This is a genomic window from Ornithinimicrobium carbonis (assembly GCF_050703245.1).
Classification (GTDB): domain Bacteria; phylum Actinomycetota; class Actinomycetes; order Actinomycetales; family Dermatophilaceae; genus Ornithinicoccus.
The window spans coordinates 112,466-130,012 of record NZ_CP192647.1; the positions used below are offsets into that span (position 1 = coordinate 112,466).

Here is a 17,547-nt window from a genome sequence, read left to right on the forward strand (position 1 = left end):
CGCTCCTTCGCGCGGGCGGTCACGGGTCTGGTCCCACCCAAGCAGGTGGGCCGACGGGACCGCGCGCGCAAGGTGTCATCGGGTTCCCGCCGCATTTCTGGCAAGTCTTGCCCACGGGCCCCCGGCCGTGCCGCCCTAGCCTGGGGTGCAGCGGTGCTGCATACCCCGCGGTCCGTCGTCCATGTGCGCGACGGTCGCGTCCGCGGTCGGTCCGGCACCCGTCCGACCCGTCAACGAGGAAGGTGTGAGGTCATGCCCGACCCCATCGAGGTACGCAAGGTCCCGATCCACTCCGTGAGCGACGCCACCGAGTTCACCCGGCTGCTCGACGACGGCGTGCTGGAGGCCGACCGGGTCCTGGCCATCATCGGCAAGACCGAGGGCAACGGCGGGGTGAACGACTACACCCGCATCATCGCCGACCGGGCCTTCCGCGAGGCGCTGATGGCCCGTGGCGTCGACCAGGAGAAGGTCAAGCAGATCCCGATCGTCTGGTCCGGTGGCACCGACGGCGTCATCAGCCCGCACGCGACGATCTTCTCCACCGTCGACCCCTCCACCGTCGAGGCCACCGACGAGCCGCGGCTGACCGTCGGCATGGCGATGAGCGAGCCGATCCTGCCCGAGGAGATCGGCCACATGGGCATGGTCGACAAGGTCGCCGACGCGGTGAAGGTCGCGATGGAGAAGGCCGGCATCACCGACACCGCCGACGTGCACTACGTGCAGACCAAGACGCCGCTGCTGACGATCGACACGATCCGCGACGCGCACAGCCGGGGCGAGGACGTGTTCACCGACGACACGCTGACCTCGATGGACGTCTCGAACGGGACCACCGGGCTCGGGATCGCCAAGGCGCTCGGTGAGGTCACCGACCTGTCCGACGCGGACATCATGAAGGCCCGCAGCAAGTACTCCGCGGTCGCCTCGTGCTCCTCCGGCGTCGAGCTGGACCGGGCCCAGGGTGGTCGTGGTCGGCAACGCCCGGGGGGTCGGCGGCCGCTACCGCATCGGCCACTCGGTGATGGAGCACGCGCTCGACCAGGACGGCATCTGGAACGCGATCAAGGACGCCGGGCTCGAGCTGCCCGACCGCCCGCACCGCGACGACATCCAGGGCCGGCTCGTCAACGTCTTCCTCAAGTGCGAGACCAGCGGCGACGGCAAGGTCCTGGGCCGCCGCAACGCCATGCTCGACGACTCCGACGTGCACTGGCACCGCCAGATCAAGGCGGCCGTCGGCGGCGTGACCGCGGCCGTGACCGGCGACCCGGCCGTGTTCGTGTCGGTGTCGGCCGCCCACCAGGGCCCCGAGGGTGGCGGCCCCGTGGCCGCGATCGTCGACCTGGGTGAGGAGCCGACGGGCTACGTGCCGCCGGCCGACTGAGGTCCCGGGGTGTCGCCCGACCAAGCTCGCGGGCGGCCGCCCGACCGAGCCCCAACCGAGGCCCGGGGCTGAGCCGGCCGCAGCAGCGCCCCCGCACCGTCCGGTGCGGGGGCGCTGCCGTGTCCGGTCCGGGGGGAGGGCCTGCCCGCCGGTCACGGTCACGTGGCGGGGGGTGTCGTCCGGTCCGAGCAGGGGTCTCGTCCAGTTTGCTCGAGGGCCGATCACGTTTCCGCAGGTCACGCTCTGCCACAGGCGGGCAAACCGGACGACACCTCGCGGGACGGGGGCTCGGCGCCTGGCCGACGACCCACTCTCAGCCGGTTCTTGACAGGTGCCCGGGTCGCGACCAGTGAAAACGCCGTCGCGCCGGTGAAGAACCGGCTAAGAGTGCCGGGCAACGCAATGTCCGGGCGGCCCCGCTCACACCTGCGGCGCCTGCTCCACGAACCTCGTCGCCCGCTCGTACACCCTCGTCAGCCGCAGCAGCCGGTCGTCCGACCACGGCGCCCCCACGAGCTGCAGCCCCACCGGCAGGCCCTCGACGAACCCGCCGGGCACCGACACCGCCGGGCACCGGGTGGCCGAGATCACCGAGCACGAGCGCATCCACTCGACATAGGTCTCCAGCGTCACCCCGTCGATCTCGCGGGGCCACTTCTTCTCGGTCGGGAACGGCATGACCTGCACCGTGGGGGTGAGCAGCAGGTCCCAGCCGTCGAACCACTCGCGCACTGCGGCGTCCAGCCGGCCCCGGGCCTCGGCGGCGGACATCAGCTGCTCCGCGCCCAGCTCCAGGCCGCGCCGGACGTTCCAGACGACGTCCTCCTTGACCATCCCGTCGTCCAGGTGCTCGCGCACGATCCGCCGCAGCCCGGTGGCCATGTCGAAGGCCCGGGTCACGTCGAACACCTCGTCGGCGTCGACCAACCGCGGCGCCGACTCCTCCACGGTCGCGCCCAGCGAGGCCAGCACCTCGGCCTGCTCGAGCACGGCGCGCCGGACCTCGGGGGCCACCGGCACGCCCACGCCCAGGTCGAGGCTCACACCCACCCGCACGCCCGACAGGTCGGCCGGCCCCTCGTCGTCGAGCAGCGCCGCGAACGCGCTCCCCGGCACCCGGCTGGCCAGCGAGCTGCCCGGGTGCGGACCGGCGACCACGGACATCCCCAGCGCCAGGTCGTCGACCGACCGGGCCATCAGCCCGTTGCGGCTCAGCGTGGCGTCCGGGTTCGGCGCCGGCACCATCGGCACGACCCCGGGGCTGGGCCGCAGCCCCACCACGTTGCACCAGGCGGCGGGGTTGCGCAGCGACCCACCCATGTCGGACCCGTCGGCCAGCGCCTGGATCCGGGTGGCCAGCGCCGCCGCCGCCCCGCCGGAGGACCCGCCGACGGACCGCTCGGTGTCGTACGGGTTCCCGGTCGCCCCGAACAGCGGGTTGAAGGTGTGCGACCCGGCGGCGAACTCGGGCACGTTGTTCTTCCCGGTCGCGATCACCCCGGCGTCCCACAGCCGCTGGACGATGAGGTCGGTGTGCTCCGGCACCTGGTCGGCCAGCACGGGCGAGCCCATGTGGTCCTGATCCCGCGGGTGGCCAGGGTGTCCTTGTGCGTCATCGGTATGCCGTGCAGCGGCGCGAGCGCGCCCCCGCCGGCTGCGGTGCGGTCGGCCTCGTCGGCGGCCGCCAGGGCCCGCTCGGCCTCGATGGTGACGACCGCGTTGACGACCGGGTTCACCGCCTCGATCCGGGCCAGGTGCTCCTCGACGACCTCGCGGGTGCCGACCTCGCGGGAGTGCAGCAGGTCGCGCAGCTCGACGAGCCCGAGCTCGTGCAGGGCGGTGCCGGTCATCGGTCGTCCTCCTCGGTGGTGGTGCGGGGCGGTGCCGGACGCTCGGTCGCAGCCCCGCTCGTCCCGGCGCCCGGACCCTCACCCGGCCCGCGTCCGTCCCAACTCTCCTGGTCCTCGGCGAACTGCCCGGCCAGCGGCATGTCCACGTCGAGCAGCCGCTCCTCCTTCGGCTTCATCGAGTACAGCACGATCGCGATCGCCGCGGCCGGCACGATGCCCGAGGTCATCAGTGCCGCCACGTTCTCCGGCAGGTTGGCCGCGATCTCCGGCCGCCAGGCGAAGCCCTGCCCGACGACCACCGAGACGGCGATGATGATGAGGTCGTTCTGGGTCAGCGGCCGGGTGGTCAGCAGGCTGATGCCCGCGGAGATGATCATCCCGAACATCACCACCGCCGCGCCGCCGATGACCGAGGCCGGGATGACCGCGATGATCATCGCCAGCTTGGGCACGAACCCGGACAGCACGAGGAAGACCGCCCCGACCGTCACGACGAAGCGGCTCATCACGCCGGTGAAGGCGACGAGCCCGACGTTCTGCGAGAACGAGGTGTTCGGCAGGGCGCTGAACAGCGCCGCGAGTGCCGTCCCGACACCGTCGCCCATGAGGCCGCCGCGCATCTCCTGCGTCGTCGGCTGCCGCTGGTCGCCGGCCTTGGTCAGCGCCGAGATGTCGCCCACGGTCTCGATCGAGGTGGCCACGGCCATCGCACCCATGGCGATCAGCGCGCCGCGGCGGGGAACTCCAGCCCGAACTGCAGCGGCTGCGGCACGGAGAACCACGCCGCCGAGCCCACCCGCCCCCAGTCGACCATCCCGAGGGCGGAGGCGACGGCATACCCCGCGACGATGCCGATGAGCACCGCGGCGGCGCCGACGAACCCGCGCCCGAACCGGTAGAGCAGCAGGATCGCCACGAGCACGAAGGTGGCCACGCCGAAGTTGCGCAGTGACCCCAGGTCCTCGGCACCGGCGCCGCCGGCGAACAGGGTGATCCCGGTGGGGATGAGGCCGATGCCGATGACGAGCACGACGATGCCGGCCACGATCGGCGGGAAGAACCGGCGGATCCGGCTGAACACGGCGCCGAAGAGGACCTGCACGACCCCGGCGAACAGCGCGCCGCCGAAGACCGCCGCGAGGCCGTACTGCTGGGCCAGCGGGATGGAGACGACGAGGAAGCCGAAGCTGGTGCCCTGCACGATCGGCAGGCGCGCGCGCCGACGGGGCCGATGCCCATCGTCTGCACGAGCGTGGAGATGCCGGCCACGAGCAGCGCGACCTGGACGAGGAAGGCGGTGTCCTCGGGGCTGGCGCCGATGGCGGTGGCCAGGATGACCGGGATGGTCACGTTGCTGGCCATCATGACCATGACGTGCTGCAGGCCCAGCGGCACGGCGCGCCTCAGCGGCGGCCGGTCGTCGAGCCCGTAGCGGACGGGGGAGGGGGCGGTCGTGGACACGGAGGGCCTCTCGGGACGGCGTCGTCGCGCGGGACGGGGTGGGGTGTGCGGAGGGTGCGGGTCGCGGGTGCGGTGAGCCTGCGTCGGTCGGTGGGGTGCGGAGCAGGGGGTATGCGGCCGCGCGCCGGGGGCGGGTACCTCCGGCGCGCGGGTCCGGGCTCAGGCGGAGGGTACCCGCGCGGCCAGGGCGGTCAGCGCCTGGACGAACACGTCGGCGGGCGGGTTGACCAGGCCGGCGCCGACCTGGCCGGTGCCGGGGACCTTGCCGGCCATGCCGGTGTTGATCTGCGGCAGGACGCCGGTGCGGGCGACGGCGACGGCGTCGATGCCGATCGGGGCGCCGCGGAACTCCAGGATGGGGACCTGCAGGGAGGGGTGCTCGCCGAGGGTGATCTCGTACATCGTCCGGGTGGTCGTCAGCGCGAAGTCGACGTCGCCGCCCACGAGCCGCACGATGGCCGGGGCGGCCGCCATGACGAAGCCGCCCATCCCGGCGGTCTCGGTGATCGCCGAGTCGCCGATGTCGGGGTTGGCGTCCTCCGGGCCGAACGACCCCAGGAACAACCCCTGCGGCGTGTCGGCCGGCGCGGTGAACCACTCGTCGCCGGTGCCGGCCAGCTGGATGCCGAAGTCGGTGCCGTTGCGCGCCATCGTCACCACGACCGAGGAGCCGGGGACGTCCTTCGCGGCGGCCATCGCCAGCTTGCAGGCCGGCATGACGAGGTTCAGCGCGAAGTGGTCGTTGGCGCCGACGAAGCGGCACACCTCGGCGATGTCCGCCTGGTCGCGTCCGCCCACCTGGGCCACGATGTGCGGCAGCAGGTCGCGCAGGAACATCAGCGTCGCGCTGCGGTTGCGGTTGTGGCCCTCGTCGCCCATCTGCAGCATCTGCGAGAGGTAGGCCTTGATGTCGACCGGCCCGTGCCGCTCGACCGCCTCGGCCAGCACCGGCCCGAGCACGTCGCGCATCCACTCCAGGCGGGTGACGACCTCCTCGGAGTAGGCGCCGTAGCGCAGCACCTTGCCGAGGCCCTCGTTGAGCGAGCAGTGGGACACGTTTCCGTGCACCGGGTCCCGCAGCTCGAAGACCCACATCGAGGGGGAGACGACCCCGGCCATCGGGCCCACCGCGCCACGGCTGTGGCACGGCGCGAGGGTGATGTCGGGCCCGGCCAGCTTCTCCTCGGCCTCCTCCGGCGTGCTCGCCAGGCCCTCGAAGAGCATCGCGCCGATGAGGGCGCCGCGCATCGGGCCGGGCGCGCGCGCTCCCAGGTCAGCGGCGGACCGCTGTGCAGGAACTCGCCCCGCTGCAGGCCGAGCACCTCGCTGGCCGGGGCCACCCGCACCAGCTCGGCCTCGGCGGAGGTGATCCGCTCCAGGGCCCGGGCGTTGGCCTCGGTCAGCCGCGGGTCGGCCAGGACGGTGGTCAGCGCCTCGGCGGTGCCCTCCATCGGGGGCCGCCACTCGACCTCGCTCACGGGGACGACCTGGTCGCGCAGCGCGGTGGCGAACAGCTCGGCCCCGGCGCTGACGACGGACGGCTCGGACTGCAGCAGACCGCGGAGCGGGGCGTCGTGCTGGGTGGTCATCGGGTACCTCCGAGGTGGGCGAGCGCCGCGCGGGTGGCGGCGGCGTTGGACGTGAGGACCTGGGCGCCGGCGGCGGCGAGCGCCTCGGCGCAGCGCTGCAGCCCCTGCGGGTCGGACTCGGTGCCGACGAGCGAGACGACGACGGGCAGCTGCCGGCCGTCGGCCTCGGGCGAGGCCCGTGCCTCGGCGATCGCGGCGGCCAGGTCGCCCGCCGGGTCAGGGTGGGCACCGTGGCCGAGCACGAGGTCGAGGAGCAGCACCCCGCAGGTGGGGTCGGCGCCCTGGGTCCGGATGCTCTCCAGCCGCAGCGACGGGTCGATCATCGGGTGGGCCCGCCCCTGGGTCATCTCGTCCTCGCCGAAGTCGACGACCGCGTGACCGGTGAGCGTGTCGTGCCCGGAGACGTGCGGGGCGCCCTCGAGCGGGATGTTGGAGGCGATCGGTCCGAGCGCGTCCTCGGCGATGATCATGGCCTCGTCGGCCAGGGTGCCCCCGCAGAAGAGCCCACGAAGGTGGCCGCCGGTGCTCTGGGCCGGCTCGTCGCCGCTCGCCGGCGCACCGCCGGGGTCGGCGGACCCGCCGCCGGGCGCGGCGGCATACCCCTTGGTCCCCCAGGAGGGCCACGGGTCCGGCACCGTCGCGCCCGCGTCGCGCAGGGTCTGCTCGGTCGCCGCGGTGAGGTCGGGGCGGCCACGCCCGAGCGTCGCCCAGGTGACGGAGATCCCCAGCTCGGCGGCCAACGTCTCGAGCTCGCCGACGACCTCCTCGGCGGCCGGCTTGGAGACGATGACGACGTGCTCGGTGGCCTCGTCGGCCGACAGCGCCCGGAGCGCCTGCTTCGCTGAGCGGCCCCCGACCGCGGCGGACAGGTCGCGCCCGCCCAGGCCGAGGCAGTGGCTGATCCCCTCGCCGGCCAGGTCGAGGAGCGACATCACCTGCTGGGCACCGGTCCCGGAGGCGGCGACCATGCCGATCCGCCCCGGCCGGACGACGTTGGCGAACCCCATTGCGGCCCCGTTGACCACGGCCGTCCCGCAGTCAGGCCCCATGACGAGCACGTCCCGGTCGGCGGCCGCGTCCTTCAGCGCGATCTCCTCCTCGAGCGGCACGTTGTCGCTGAAGAGCATCACCGACAGCCCGGCGTTCACCGCGTCCAGGGCGTCGAGCGCGGCGTACTGCCCGGGCGTGCTGACCAGCGCGATCCCGGCGGAGCTGCGCCGGGCCGCCGAGCCGATGGTCCTCGGGGCGACCTCGGTGGCCGAACCCTGGGCGCGCGAGCGGTCGTGCAGCTCCTGCAGCACGGTCGTCAGCATCGCCCGGCCGGCGGCGACCGAGTCCTCGTCGTCCCCGCGCAGTGCGACGACCAGGTCGTTCGGGCCGGCCTCGGCGGGGACGTCGAACCCGACGTCGCGCATGAGCCCGAGGTTGAGCTCGGTACCCATGCCGATGAGCGCGTCCTGCACACCGGGTGCCGTCCGCACCCGCTGGGACACCTGCATGAGGGTCACGGAGTCGTGGTAGGCACCACGACGGATCTCGACCGAGTCAGTCACGACGTTCCTCTCGTGGGGACGGCCGTCGGGTCGACGGCCGGTGCTGCATCAAGGGGGGTGTGCGGTGTGGCCAGGACCGTGGCCAGGCCCAGCAGGAGGGCGGCGCCGGAGGTGTGGCCGACGGCGGCCACCTCGGCGGCGAGGGCCGCCTGCCGGTGCTCGTCGGCCCCGGCGTGCCAGGCGCGGAGCAGCGCGACGACGGGCGGGACGGCGTACCCGGCGGCGGCGTGGCGAAGGAGGGTGGCCGACAGCGCGGTCGTGCGGCCCAGCAGGGGGGCGAGCGCCCGCTCGAGGGTGGCGCGCTCGTGCTCGGCGCCGGTGGCGCGCAGGCCGAGCAGCAGGCCGCAGAGGACGTCGTCACCGGCGGGGGTCAGGCCGGGTCCGAGGCCGACGAGGTCGTGGGCGGGGCGTCCCAGGTCCTGGGCGACGTCCTGCGCGAGGGTCGTCAGCAGGGGGCCGAGGTCGTCCTCGATCGCGGTGCGACCGGCCAGCGCGGACAGGGCGGTCGCCCGGGCGGCGGGGGAGAGCGTGGGGGACGGGACCCGCTGGGGGCGCCAGGTCCGTCGGACGACCAGCCCGGTGTCGCGGGCCAGCACCCGGCCGCCGCCCACCGTGACCTGTCGCCGACGGTCAGCCGGAGGGCGTCCAGGTCGGTGCGGTCGGCGACCCGCAGACCGCCGGGCAGGGCGAGCGCCCCGGGGGCGAGCAGGGGGAGGACGTCCTCGTCGCGGTGCAGGTAGACGGCCACGTCGAAGACCGCGACGACCCGCGCGGGGACGGGCCGGCCGTGCAGCCATCCGGGGGCCAGGGTCGACGCCGCGGCCGGGCGGAGGGCCTGCCCCGGCCGGCTCTCAGGCACCGTGGCACCGGGGCGGACGCCCGGGCCGGCGGTCGGCGTCGGGGCGCTCGCGACGGCGGCGCTGGCGCTGACGGTCGGCATCCGGCCACGATATTCAGGCCGTGCCACTTGCGTTGCCGGTCATTCCTGACAACGATCCGGGCATGGATCGTCAAGTCTCGCCCGTATCGCCCTCCCCGGGTCCTTCGGGCATGTCCGTCCGCGAGGTGCTCACGCTGCCCGTCATGCAGGGCACGACGGTGCTCGCCGGCGCGGAGGGGCTGGACCGGCTGGTGGGCAGCGTCAACGTCATGGAGGTCCCGGACGTGCTGCCGTGGGTCCGGGAGCGCGAGCTGCTGCTCACGACCGGGTACCCGTTGCGGGCGCACGTCGAGACGGACATGGCCGCCTGGATCGCCGACCTCGACGAGCACGGGCTGGCGGGGCTGGCGATCAAGCTGGCCCGCTACGTCGACGAGCTGCCGGCCGAGGCGCTGGCCGAGGCCGACCGCCGCGACTTCCCGGTGCTCACGCTGCCGGGCGACGTCGGTTTCGACGACGTCATCAACCAGGTCCTCACCATCGTCATCAACCGGCGCGCGGACACCCTCGCCCGGGCCGAGCAGGTGCTGCAGGACCTCGTGGGCGTGGTCATCGCGGGCGGCGACCTCGACCAGGTGTGCCAGGGGGTGGTGCGCCACCTGGCCCGCACGGCGCTGGTGACGACGATGGACGGCCGGGTGCTGGCCCACGCCGGCGACCTGCCCGCCCGGTGGGCCGACCTGCCCGGCTTCGACCCGACCGGCCGGTTCCTGGTGGAGACCGAGGTGCCCGGGGTGTCGGCCCGCTTCGACGGGGTGCACCGGCTGGTGGCCCGGGTGACGGGCGCCCGGACCGACCTGGGCCGGCTCGTCCTGCTGCGGGAGGACGCCTTCACCGCCGACGACAACCACGTGGTCGGTCAGGCCACGACGGCCGCCGCGCTGGCGATCACCAAGCAGCAGGCGGTGGCCGCGGTCGAGGGCAAGTACCGCGCCGACTTCCTGCGCGACGCCCTCCTCGGCCGGGCCGGCGACGCCGAACGGGTGGCGGCGCACGCGGCCGAGCTGGGCTGGGACCTGCGCCGCCCGCTGGCCGTCGTCGTCGCCGAGGCCGAGGAGGCCCCGGACGACGACCCCGTGTCGCGGACGCTGCCGGAGCGCTTCCGGGCGGCCTGGGAACGGGTGGCCGGGGCCGACGACGAGACGGCGGCCGTCGCCGGGTTCAGCCAGGAGGTCGTCGTGCTCCTGGGCGTCCCCGAGCAGCTGGACCCCGCCGGCGTCACCGAGCGGGTCCGGCTCATGGCCGGTCAGGTGCACGGGCGGGGCGGGGGCGGCCGCCGCGCCTTCGCCACGGGCGTCTCGCGGACCATCACCGCGCTGGAGGACCTGCCGCGCGCCTACGCCGAGGCCCGCAAGGCCGTCCAGGTCGGCCGCCGGCTGCACGGGGCCCGGGCGATCACCCACTTCGACGCCCTGGGGGTCTTCCGGCTGCTCTCCCAGGTCGAGGACCGGGACGAGCTGGCCAGCTTCGTCACCGAGACGCTGGGGCCGCTCGCCGACGACCTCTCCGAGGACGCGGAGGACCTGCGCACGACCCTGACCGTGCTCCTCGACAACAACCTCAACGTCGCCTCGACGGCCCGGGCGCTGCACTTCCACTACAACTCGCTGCGCTACCGGATCGGCAAGCTCGAGCGGATGCTCGGCCCGTTCATCACCGACCCCCGGCTGCGGTTCGCCATCATGCTGGCCCTGCAGGCCCGTCAGCTCGACCACCACTGAGCCGAACGAGCCCGACCACCCCCGATCCGACCACCACCGAGCCGACCACCGAGCCGGTCGCCACCGAGCCGGCCACCACCGAGCGTGCCCCCGTCCCCCTCCTGAGCCGCACGCCCGCGCGGCGGCGGCGGCGCCGCATACCCCTCGGGCAGACTGTGCCCGACAGCACCCGAGGCAGACGTCAACGTGTGCCGATTCTCCGGAGGCTCACGCCCGCCTAGTGTCATGCGTCACAGAGGCGTGCTCACCGGTGAGCCGGTGGCCCGTGACCCGCCTCACGGACGAAGGAGTGGCAGTGTCGGCATTCGGTTGGAAGCTTCACGGGGACGGGAGCACGCCCAGGCCCGGGGCGGTCGTCGCCCCGGACGAGCGGTTGAGCTGGCCCAAGACGATCGGTCTGGGGGCCCAGCACGTGGTGGCCATGTTCGGCGCCACGTTCGTCTTCCCCCTGATCATGGGCCTGAACCCCCAGCTCGCGATCATGATGAGCGGTATCGCGACGATCGCGTTCCTGCTCATCGTCCAGGGCAAGGTGCCCTCCTACCTGGGCACCTCGGCCGCCTTCGTCGGCGGTGTGGCCGCCGTCGTCGCCCAGGGCGGCACCCCCCAGCAGGTGACCGGCGCGATCCTCGTCGCCGGCTTCGTGCTGACCCTCACGGGCATCTTCATCCACTTCGTGGGTGCGGCGACGCTGACCAAGATCCTGCCCCCGGTCGTCACCGGCGCGGTCGTCATGCTCATCGGCTTCAACCTGGCCCCGGTCGTGGCGGACATCTACTGGCCGCAGGACCAGTGGATCGCGCTGGCCACGATGACCGTGACGATCCTGCTGGCCACCGTGCTGCCCGGGTTCTGGGGCCGCGTCTCGGTCCTGCTGGGCCTGATCTTCGGCTACGTCGCCTCGTGGCTGGCCGACGTCCTCACCGGCCCGATCACCGCGTTCAACGCCGGCACCGGCGAGGTCGACACGCACAACCGGGTCAACTGGGACGGCGTGGTCGCCGCCCCGTGGTTCGGCCTCCCGCCGGCCACCGACAACGCCGCCGGTGTCGTCGGCTGGCACCTGCCCGACATCGAGCTGACCTTCGTGCTGCTGATGATCCCGGCCGTCGTCGCCCTCGTCGCCGAGAACGTGGGCCACGTCAAGGCGGTCGCCGAGATGACCGGCCACGACCTCGACCCGGTCATGGGCCGCGCGGTCGCCGCCGACGGCATCGGCACCATGCTGGCCACGTCCGTCGGTGGCTCGCCGACCACGACCTACGCCGAGAACATCGGCGTCATGGCCTCCACCCGCGTCTACTCGACCGCCGCCTACTATGTCGCGGCGCTGGTGGCGATCCTCTTCGGCCTCTCGCCCAAGTTCGGCGCCCTGGTCTCCGCCGTCCCCGGCGGTGTGCTCGGCGGGATCACCGTGGTCCTCTACGGCATGATCGGCCTGCTCGGCGCCAAGATCTGGGTGGAGAACCGGGTCGACTTCTCCAAGCCGATCAACCTCGTCCCCGTCGCGGCGGGCATCATCATCGCCATCGGCGACACCTCGCTCGCGGTCGGCGACTCGTTCGCCCTCGCGGGCATCGCCTTCGGCACCATCGTCACGATCGTGGCGTACCACCTGGTCCGCGTGCTCATGCCGGCCTCGATGAAGGACGAGCAGCTGGGCACCGCGACCTTCGCCGACCCGCCCGGCAACCAGAACCTGGAGAACCTCGGCCTGGCCGACGACTACGGGCTCTACGGCCACCGGGTCCTGGGCCGCACCTCCGAGGGTCACCTCATCGTGGAGGAGCGCCCGGCCGAGGTCGACCCGCTCGACCGCCCGGACGACGGCGGTCGCCGACCCTGACACCGGACGGGCCGGGTGCCGACGGGCACCCGGCCCGCACCCGTGGAGGGGGTATGCAGCGGCGCGGGCGACCGCATACCCTCGCCTCCCCGGACCGTACCGGGGTCCACGGTCCCCGGCAGCGGCAGCCACGGCCCCGCACCCGACGACGCAGACAGCACCGACGACCGCAGCACCGACGCACACGGAACAGGTGATCGACCGATGAAACCGGCACCCTTCGAGTACCACGCGCCGGCCGACCTCGACGAGGCCCTGGCCCTGCTCGCGGAGCTCGGCCCGGAGGCCAAGGTGCTCGCCGGCGGGCAGTCGCTCGTGCCGGTGCTCAACATGCGCCTGGCCAGCCCGGGGCACCTGGTCGACCTCAACCGGGTGCCCGGCCTGGACCACGTGCGGGTCGAGGACGACGCCGTGGTCGTGGGCGCGCTCGTGCGGCGCACGCCTCCCTGCTGTCGCACTCCGCGGCGCGCACCGCCCAGCCGCTGCTGCGCCAGGCGCTGAGCTGGGTGGCCCACCCGGCCATCCGAAACCGGGGCACGACCGTCGGCTCGATCGTGCACGCCGACCCCTCTGGGGAGATGCCGGCGATCCTGGCGGTGACCGACGGGTCGGTGCTGCTGCGCGGCCGGCGGCGGGGAGCGGGTCGTGCCGGCCAGCGAGTTCTTCGTCGGGCCGATGGAGTCGTGCGTGGCCGACGACGAGATCGCCGTGGAGGCGAGGTTCGGGCGGTTCCCGGCCGGGACGCGGACCGGGTTCACCGAGCTCGCCCGGCGGCACGGCGACTACGCGCTGGCCGGGGTGGCGCTGGCCGTGCAGGTCGACGGGGAGGACGGGGACGGTGGCAGCTCCTCGGGAGGTCCTGCGGACGGTGGGAGCCCCTCGGGCGGCCCCGCCGGTGCTGGTGGGCCGGGGCTGATCCGCTCGGCCCGCGCCGGCTACGTCTCGGTGACCGAGGTCCCCGGCGTGCTCGACCTCACCCCCGTCCTCGGGGGCGCCTCGGCCGAGGACCTCCCGGGGTTGGCCGACGCGGTCGCCGAGGCCGTCGCCGCCCACGTCGACCCGGTCGACGACATCCACGCCTCGGCCGACTACCGCCGTCATCTCGCGATCGTCCAGACCCAGCGGCTGCTGTCCTCGCTCCTGGACGTCGCCGCCCCCGACCAGGAGGTCAGCGCATGAGCACCCCCGCACAGACGCCCGGTCCGACCGCCAGCCAGAGCCAGGGCCAGAGCCACCGGTCCGACACGGTCCGCGGACGGGTCGTCACCACGGTCCCCCGGGCGGCCTTCGACCCGGCCGGCGGCAACGCGAGGCCCGAGGAGCTGCTCGACGTCTACCTGCGGGTCAACGGCGCCGAGCACCACGTCCGGGTCCCGGGCCGCCGGCTGCTGTCCGACGCGCTGCGGCACGACCTGGGCCTCACCGGCACGCACGTCGGCTGGCTGCGAGCACGGGGTCTGCGGCGCCTGCACCGTGCTGCTCGACGGGCAGCCGGCCCGCGCCTGCCTGATGTTCGCCGTCACCGCGCAGGGCTCGGAGATCACCACGGTCGAGGGGCTCGGCGGCCCCGGCGGCGAGCTGGGCCCGGTGCAGCAGGCGTTCGTCGAGTGCCACACGGCCTGCAGTGCGGCTTCTGCACGCCAGGGTTCCTCACGACGATCACCGCCTACCTCGACGAGAACCCCGACCCCACGCCCGAGGAGGCGCGAGAGGCGATCTCGGGCAACCTGTGCCGCTGCACGGGGTACCAGAACATCGTGAAGTCGGTGTGCCGCGCGGCCGAGCTGCGGCGCGGCGACGGGCCGGACGACCAGCACGGGGGCCCCGGCGACGGGCCGGGCGAGGACCAGCGCGGAGGCGCCGTCGACCACCCGGCCGAGAAGCACTCCGACCGGGAGGAGCAGGCATGAGCACGCGCAGCGTGGGCTCGCGCGTCCAGCGCCGGGAGGACCCGCGCCTCGTCCGCGGGGACGGCCGCTACCTCGACGACCTCGGCCACGGGGCGCTGGCCGCCTCGTTCGTCCGCAGCCCGCACGCGCACGCCGGGATCGTCGACATCGACGTCACCGGGGCCCTCGACGTCGACGGCGTCGTCGCGGTGTGGACCTGGGGACCTGCAGGAGACCGGCACGGCCGCCGAGCCGCTGCCGATGCTCATCCCGCACCCGAGCATCCAGGCGCCGGTCACCGGTTACGCGCTGGCCCGCGACGCCGTCCACCACGTCGGCCAGCCGATCGTGATGATCGTGGCCACCGACCGCTACGTCGCCGAGGACGCCGCCCAGCGGGTCCGGGTGACCTACGACGTGCGCCCCCCGCCGTCGTCGGCGTCGCCGCCGCCCGCGCGGCCGAGCACCTCGTCCACGAGGAGGCGCCGGGCAACGTCGGCGCCTACTACGAGCAGCACCTCGGCGACGCCCCCGGGCAGATCGCCGCGGCGCCGCACGTGCTCGAGCTGGACCTGGACATCGAGCGCAGCGCCTGCATGCCGATGGAGGGCAAGGGCATCCTGGCCCGCTGGGACGCCGAGGAGGGCCGCCTGAAGGTCCACGCCTCGACCCAGACCTCGACCGGCCTGCGCGCCGCGCTCGCCGCCAAGCTCGGCCTGCCGCTGTCGGCCGTCGACGTCGTCGCCCCGGACGTGGGCGGCGGGTTCGGCGTGAAGATCAACCACCCCTGGCCCGAGGACGTCGCTGTGGCCGCCGCGGCCATGCGCCTGCAGGCCCAGATCAAGTGGGTCGAGGACCGCCGCGAGCACTTCATCTCCTCGGCCCACGAGCGTCAGCAGCTGCAGCACGTGCGGGTCGGCTTCGACGACGACGGGCAGATCCTCGGCCTGGAGGTCGAGCTGTGGCACGACCACGGGGCCTTCCTGCCCTACGGCGTCATCGTCCCGCTCAACACCGCCACCCACATCCCGGGGCCCTACCGGATGCGCAACTTCTCGGTGACCTACACCTCCCTCTACACCAACACCGTCATCGTCACCCCCTACCGCGGCGCGGGGCGCCCGCAGGCGGCATACCTCATGGAGCGCACGATCGACGCGGTCGCGCGCAGCCTGGGCAAGGACCGCGCGCAGGTGCGCTCGGTCAACTTCATCCAGCCCGAGGAGTTCCCCTGGGACCTGGGGATGGTGCTACAGGACGGCCGGATGGGGATCTACGACTCCGGCGACTTCCCGACCAGCCTGGACAAGCTCAAGGCGCTCGTGGGCTGGGACGACTTCGAGGCCTACCGCGAGCAGGCGCGGGCGGAGGGGCGCCGGGTCGGGATCGGTATGGCGTGCTACGTCGAGGGGACGGGCGCCGGCCCCTACGAGGGCGGCCACATCGAGATCGAGACCAACGGCCGGGTCAACGTGGCCACCGGGCTGACGACGCAGGGCCAGGGGCACCAGACGGTGTTCGCCCAGATCGTGGCCGACGAGCTCGGCGTCAAGGTCGAGGACGTGCACGTCACGACGGGGGACACCCGGCGGATGAGCTACTCGGTCGGGACGTGGGGCTCGCGCGGTGCGGTGATGAGCGGCAACGCGCTGCTGCTCACCGCGCGCAAGGTCAAGGAGCGGGCGCTGAAGATCGCCGCCGACGCGCTGGAGGCCAACCCCGACGACCTGGAGATCGTCGAGGGGATCGTGCGGGTCAAGGGGGCACCGTCCTCGCAGATCCCGCTGCCCATGGTGGCGGTGCTGGCCAACCCCCTGCGGTACGCCTTCGACGAGACGGCCCGGGCGGCGACCCAGTTCGGCGGCAAGGCGGACGAGAGCAAGCCGCCGATCGCCGACGAGGAGCACCCCGGCCTGGAGGAGAGCGACTTCTTCTCGCCCGTGCGCACGACCTTCGCCAACGGCATGCACGCGGCCGTCGTGGAGACCGACCCGGACACCGCGGACATCACCGTCCTGCGCTACTGCGTCGTGCACGACTGCGGGCCGATGCTCAACCCGATGATCGTCGAGGGCCAGGTCCACGGCGGCGTCGCCCAGGGGATCGGCGGGGCCCTCTACGAGAAGCTGGCCTACGGCGAGGACGGGCAGCTGATGAACGCCTCGTTCATGGACTTCCTCATGCCGTTCGCCACCGAGGTGCCGCACATCGAGACCGACCACCTGAGACGCCCTCGCCGCTGAACCCGCTGGGCATCAAGGGCGCCGGCGAGGCGGGCACGATCCCCACCTCGGCCGCCATCGCCTCGGCGATCGAGGACGCCGAGGGCATCCCGATCACCCGCATGCCCATCTCGCCGCACGACCTGTGGGAGCTGCGGCGTCAGCACGGCACCCACGGCGCCACCGTCGGCAGCACCGCGGCCGACGGGGCCACCCCCACCGGCGCGTCCGCCACCCCCCACGCCTGACCTTCCCGAGGAGACCCGATGCAGATCACCGGCAAGAACCACCTGTCCGTCGACCCGGCCACCGCGTGGGAGGCCTTCCACGACGCGGGCGTGCTCGAGCGCAGCCTCCCCGGCGCGCAGAGCCTGCGCGAGATCGAGCCGGGGACGTTCGCGATGACGGTGACCGCCGGTGTCGCGGCGATCAAGGGGACGTACGACGGGCAGGCCGTGTTCTCCCAGGAGACCGAGCCGGAGAGCTTCGTGCTGTCCCTGTCCCTGTCCGGCGCCGGTGGCCCCGGCACGGTGAACGCCGACGTGCTCGTGCGGCTCAGCCCGGCCGACGGGGGCACCGACCTCGACTGGACGGCCGACGCCACCGTCGGCGGCCCGGTCGGCGGGGTCGGCCAGCGGATGCTGTCCTCCGTCGCCAAGCGGCTGGCGACGCAGTTCTTCACCAACATCGACAAGGACCTGGCCCGTGGTGGGTCGGCCGCCGCGGACGGTGACGGCGGGTCCGTTGCCGGGGCCGGTGCGGAGGGTCAGGGGGCCGGCGGTCAGGAAGCCGGCGGGGCCGTGGCCGGCAGCGGCTCGGACGCGGGCGGTGGCTCGGTCGGGCGTGGCCCCGGCGCAGCCGCCGGTCGTCAGCTGGCCGGGCTCGCCGGCGGTGGCATGGCCGGGAGCGCCAGCCAGCTCGTGCCGATGGTGACCGGTGCCGCGATCGCCCTCGTCGGCGTCGCGCTGGGAGCACGCCTGCGCCGTCGCTGACCCGGGGTCGGGGGCGGCGAGGTCCGGGCCACAATCTGGTGCAGTCGACCGGTGCCCCTCATGGGGCCACGATCGACTGCGCGACGGGACGGTT

The 17,547-nt window shown here is 73.8% G+C and carries 15 protein-coding genes and 6 pseudogenes; 13 read left to right on the forward strand and 8 right to left on the reverse strand.

What is annotated here, in order from left to right:
- Positions 1 to 252: 252 nt before the first annotated feature.
- A pseudogene (locus ACQ95T_RS00590) lies at positions 253 to 903 on the forward strand (ring-opening amidohydrolase); the annotation flags it as partial.
- 121 nt (positions 904 to 1,024) lie between these two features.
- Positions 1,025 to 1,390 (forward strand): ring-opening amidohydrolase, encoded by a 366-nt coding sequence (locus ACQ95T_RS00595; RefSeq protein WP_431473873.1) that lies wholly within the window; start codon positions 1,025 to 1,027, stop codon positions 1,388 to 1,390.
- Between the two features lie 420 nt (positions 1,391 to 1,810).
- Here the strand turns inward: ACQ95T_RS00595 and ACQ95T_RS00600 are convergent.
- From ACQ95T_RS00600 to ACQ95T_RS00635, 8 genes and pseudogenes are all read right to left on the reverse strand, one after another.
- Positions 1,811 to 3,240, reverse strand: a pseudogene (locus ACQ95T_RS00600) (amidase).
- Positions 3,237 to 3,956, reverse strand: a complete 720-nt coding sequence (locus ACQ95T_RS00605) for a uracil-xanthine permease family protein (RefSeq protein WP_431473370.1) — start codon at positions 3,954 to 3,956, stop codon at positions 3,237 to 3,239. The pseudogene ACQ95T_RS00600 and the gene ACQ95T_RS00605 overlap by 4 nt, the downstream one beginning before the upstream one ends.
- Positions 3,957 to 3,961: 5 nt before the next feature.
- Positions 3,962 to 4,441 carry a solute carrier family 23 protein gene (locus ACQ95T_RS00610; RefSeq protein ID WP_431473371.1) on the reverse strand — a complete coding sequence of 160 codons (480 nt, stop codon included), beginning with the start codon at positions 4,439 to 4,441 and terminating at the stop codon, positions 3,962 to 3,964.
- 83 nt (positions 4,442 to 4,524) lie between these two features.
- Positions 4,525 to 4,611 (reverse strand): annotated as a pseudogene (locus tag ACQ95T_RS00615) (hypothetical protein); the annotation flags it as partial.
- A gap of 249 nt (positions 4,612 to 4,860) precedes the next feature.
- Positions 4,861 to 5,949 (reverse strand): DUF1116 domain-containing protein, encoded by a 1,089-nt coding sequence (locus ACQ95T_RS00620; protein ID WP_431473372.1) that lies wholly within the window; start codon positions 5,947 to 5,949, stop codon positions 4,861 to 4,863.
- A 337-nt stretch (positions 5,950 to 6,286) separates the two neighbouring features.
- Positions 6,287 to 7,843, reverse strand: coding sequence for an FdrA family protein (locus ACQ95T_RS00625; RefSeq protein WP_431473373.1), 1,557 nt, complete (start codon positions 7,841 to 7,843; stop codon positions 6,287 to 6,289).
- Entirely contained in the window at positions 7,840 to 8,343 is a 504-nt protein-coding gene (locus ACQ95T_RS00630) for a DUF2877 domain-containing protein (RefSeq protein WP_431473874.1), read from the reverse strand. The genes ACQ95T_RS00625 and ACQ95T_RS00630 overlap by 4 nt, the downstream gene beginning before the upstream one ends.
- Positions 8,289 to 8,783, reverse strand: a complete 495-nt coding sequence (locus ACQ95T_RS00635) for a hypothetical protein (RefSeq protein ID WP_431473374.1) — start codon at positions 8,781 to 8,783, stop codon at positions 8,289 to 8,291. Before ACQ95T_RS00635 ends, ACQ95T_RS00630 begins: the two co-directional genes overlap by 55 nt.
- A gap of 110 nt (positions 8,784 to 8,893) precedes the next feature.
- On the opposite strand from ACQ95T_RS00635, the gene ACQ95T_RS00640 reads away from it, so the two are divergent.
- From ACQ95T_RS00640 to ACQ95T_RS00690, 11 genes and pseudogenes are all read left to right on the forward strand, one after another.
- Positions 8,894 to 10,504 carry a PucR family transcriptional regulator gene (locus ACQ95T_RS00640; protein ID WP_425942892.1) on the forward strand — a complete coding sequence of 537 codons (1,611 nt, stop codon included), beginning with the start codon at positions 8,894 to 8,896 and terminating at the stop codon, positions 10,502 to 10,504.
- A 295-nt stretch (positions 10,505 to 10,799) separates the two neighbouring features.
- Positions 10,800 to 12,350: a uracil-xanthine permease family protein gene (locus tag ACQ95T_RS00645; RefSeq protein WP_425942893.1), complete on the forward strand. Its 1,551-nt coding sequence runs from the start codon at positions 10,800 to 10,802 to the stop codon at positions 12,348 to 12,350.
- Positions 12,351 to 12,554: 204 nt separating this feature from the next.
- The gene (locus ACQ95T_RS00650) at positions 12,555 to 12,851 is read left to right on the forward strand and encodes an FAD binding domain-containing protein (protein ID WP_431473375.1); all 297 of its coding nucleotides are present in this window, start codon (positions 12,555 to 12,557) and stop codon (positions 12,849 to 12,851) included.
- Positions 12,836 to 12,922 (forward strand): annotated as a pseudogene (locus ACQ95T_RS00655) (FAD binding domain-containing protein); the annotation flags it as partial. The gene ACQ95T_RS00650 and the pseudogene ACQ95T_RS00655, both read left to right, overlap by 16 nt.
- Positions 12,923 to 12,995: 73 nt before the next feature.
- Positions 12,996 to 13,529, forward strand: a complete 534-nt coding sequence (locus ACQ95T_RS00660; RefSeq protein ID WP_431473376.1) for a hypothetical protein — start codon at positions 12,996 to 12,998, stop codon at positions 13,527 to 13,529.
- A gap of 294 nt (positions 13,530 to 13,823) precedes the next feature.
- Positions 13,824 to 14,111: a hypothetical protein gene (locus tag ACQ95T_RS00665; RefSeq protein WP_431473377.1), complete on the forward strand. Its 288-nt coding sequence runs from the start codon at positions 13,824 to 13,826 to the stop codon at positions 14,109 to 14,111.
- The gene (locus tag ACQ95T_RS00670; protein ID WP_431473875.1) at positions 14,009 to 14,260 is read left to right on the forward strand and encodes a 2Fe-2S iron-sulfur cluster-binding protein; all 252 of its coding nucleotides are present in this window, start codon (positions 14,009 to 14,011) and stop codon (positions 14,258 to 14,260) included. The genes ACQ95T_RS00665 and ACQ95T_RS00670 overlap by 103 nt, the downstream gene beginning before the upstream one ends.
- A pseudogene (locus tag ACQ95T_RS00675) lies at positions 14,257 to 14,403 on the forward strand (hypothetical protein); the annotation flags it as partial. The gene ACQ95T_RS00670 and the pseudogene ACQ95T_RS00675, both read left to right, overlap by 4 nt.
- A 321-nt stretch (positions 14,404 to 14,724) precedes the next feature.
- Positions 14,725 to 16,482: pseudogene (gene cutA, locus ACQ95T_RS00680) on the forward strand (aerobic carbon-monoxide dehydrogenase large subunit); the annotation flags it as partial.
- 101 nt (positions 16,483 to 16,583) lie between these two features.
- Positions 16,584 to 16,709, forward strand: a complete 126-nt coding sequence (locus tag ACQ95T_RS00685) for a hypothetical protein (RefSeq protein ID WP_431473378.1) — start codon at positions 16,584 to 16,586, stop codon at positions 16,707 to 16,709.
- Positions 16,710 to 16,727: 18 nt separating this feature from the next.
- Positions 16,728 to 17,453, forward strand: a complete 726-nt coding sequence (locus ACQ95T_RS00690) for an SRPBCC family protein (RefSeq protein ID WP_431473379.1) — start codon at positions 16,728 to 16,730, stop codon at positions 17,451 to 17,453.
- Positions 17,454 to 17,547 lie beyond the last annotated feature (94 nt).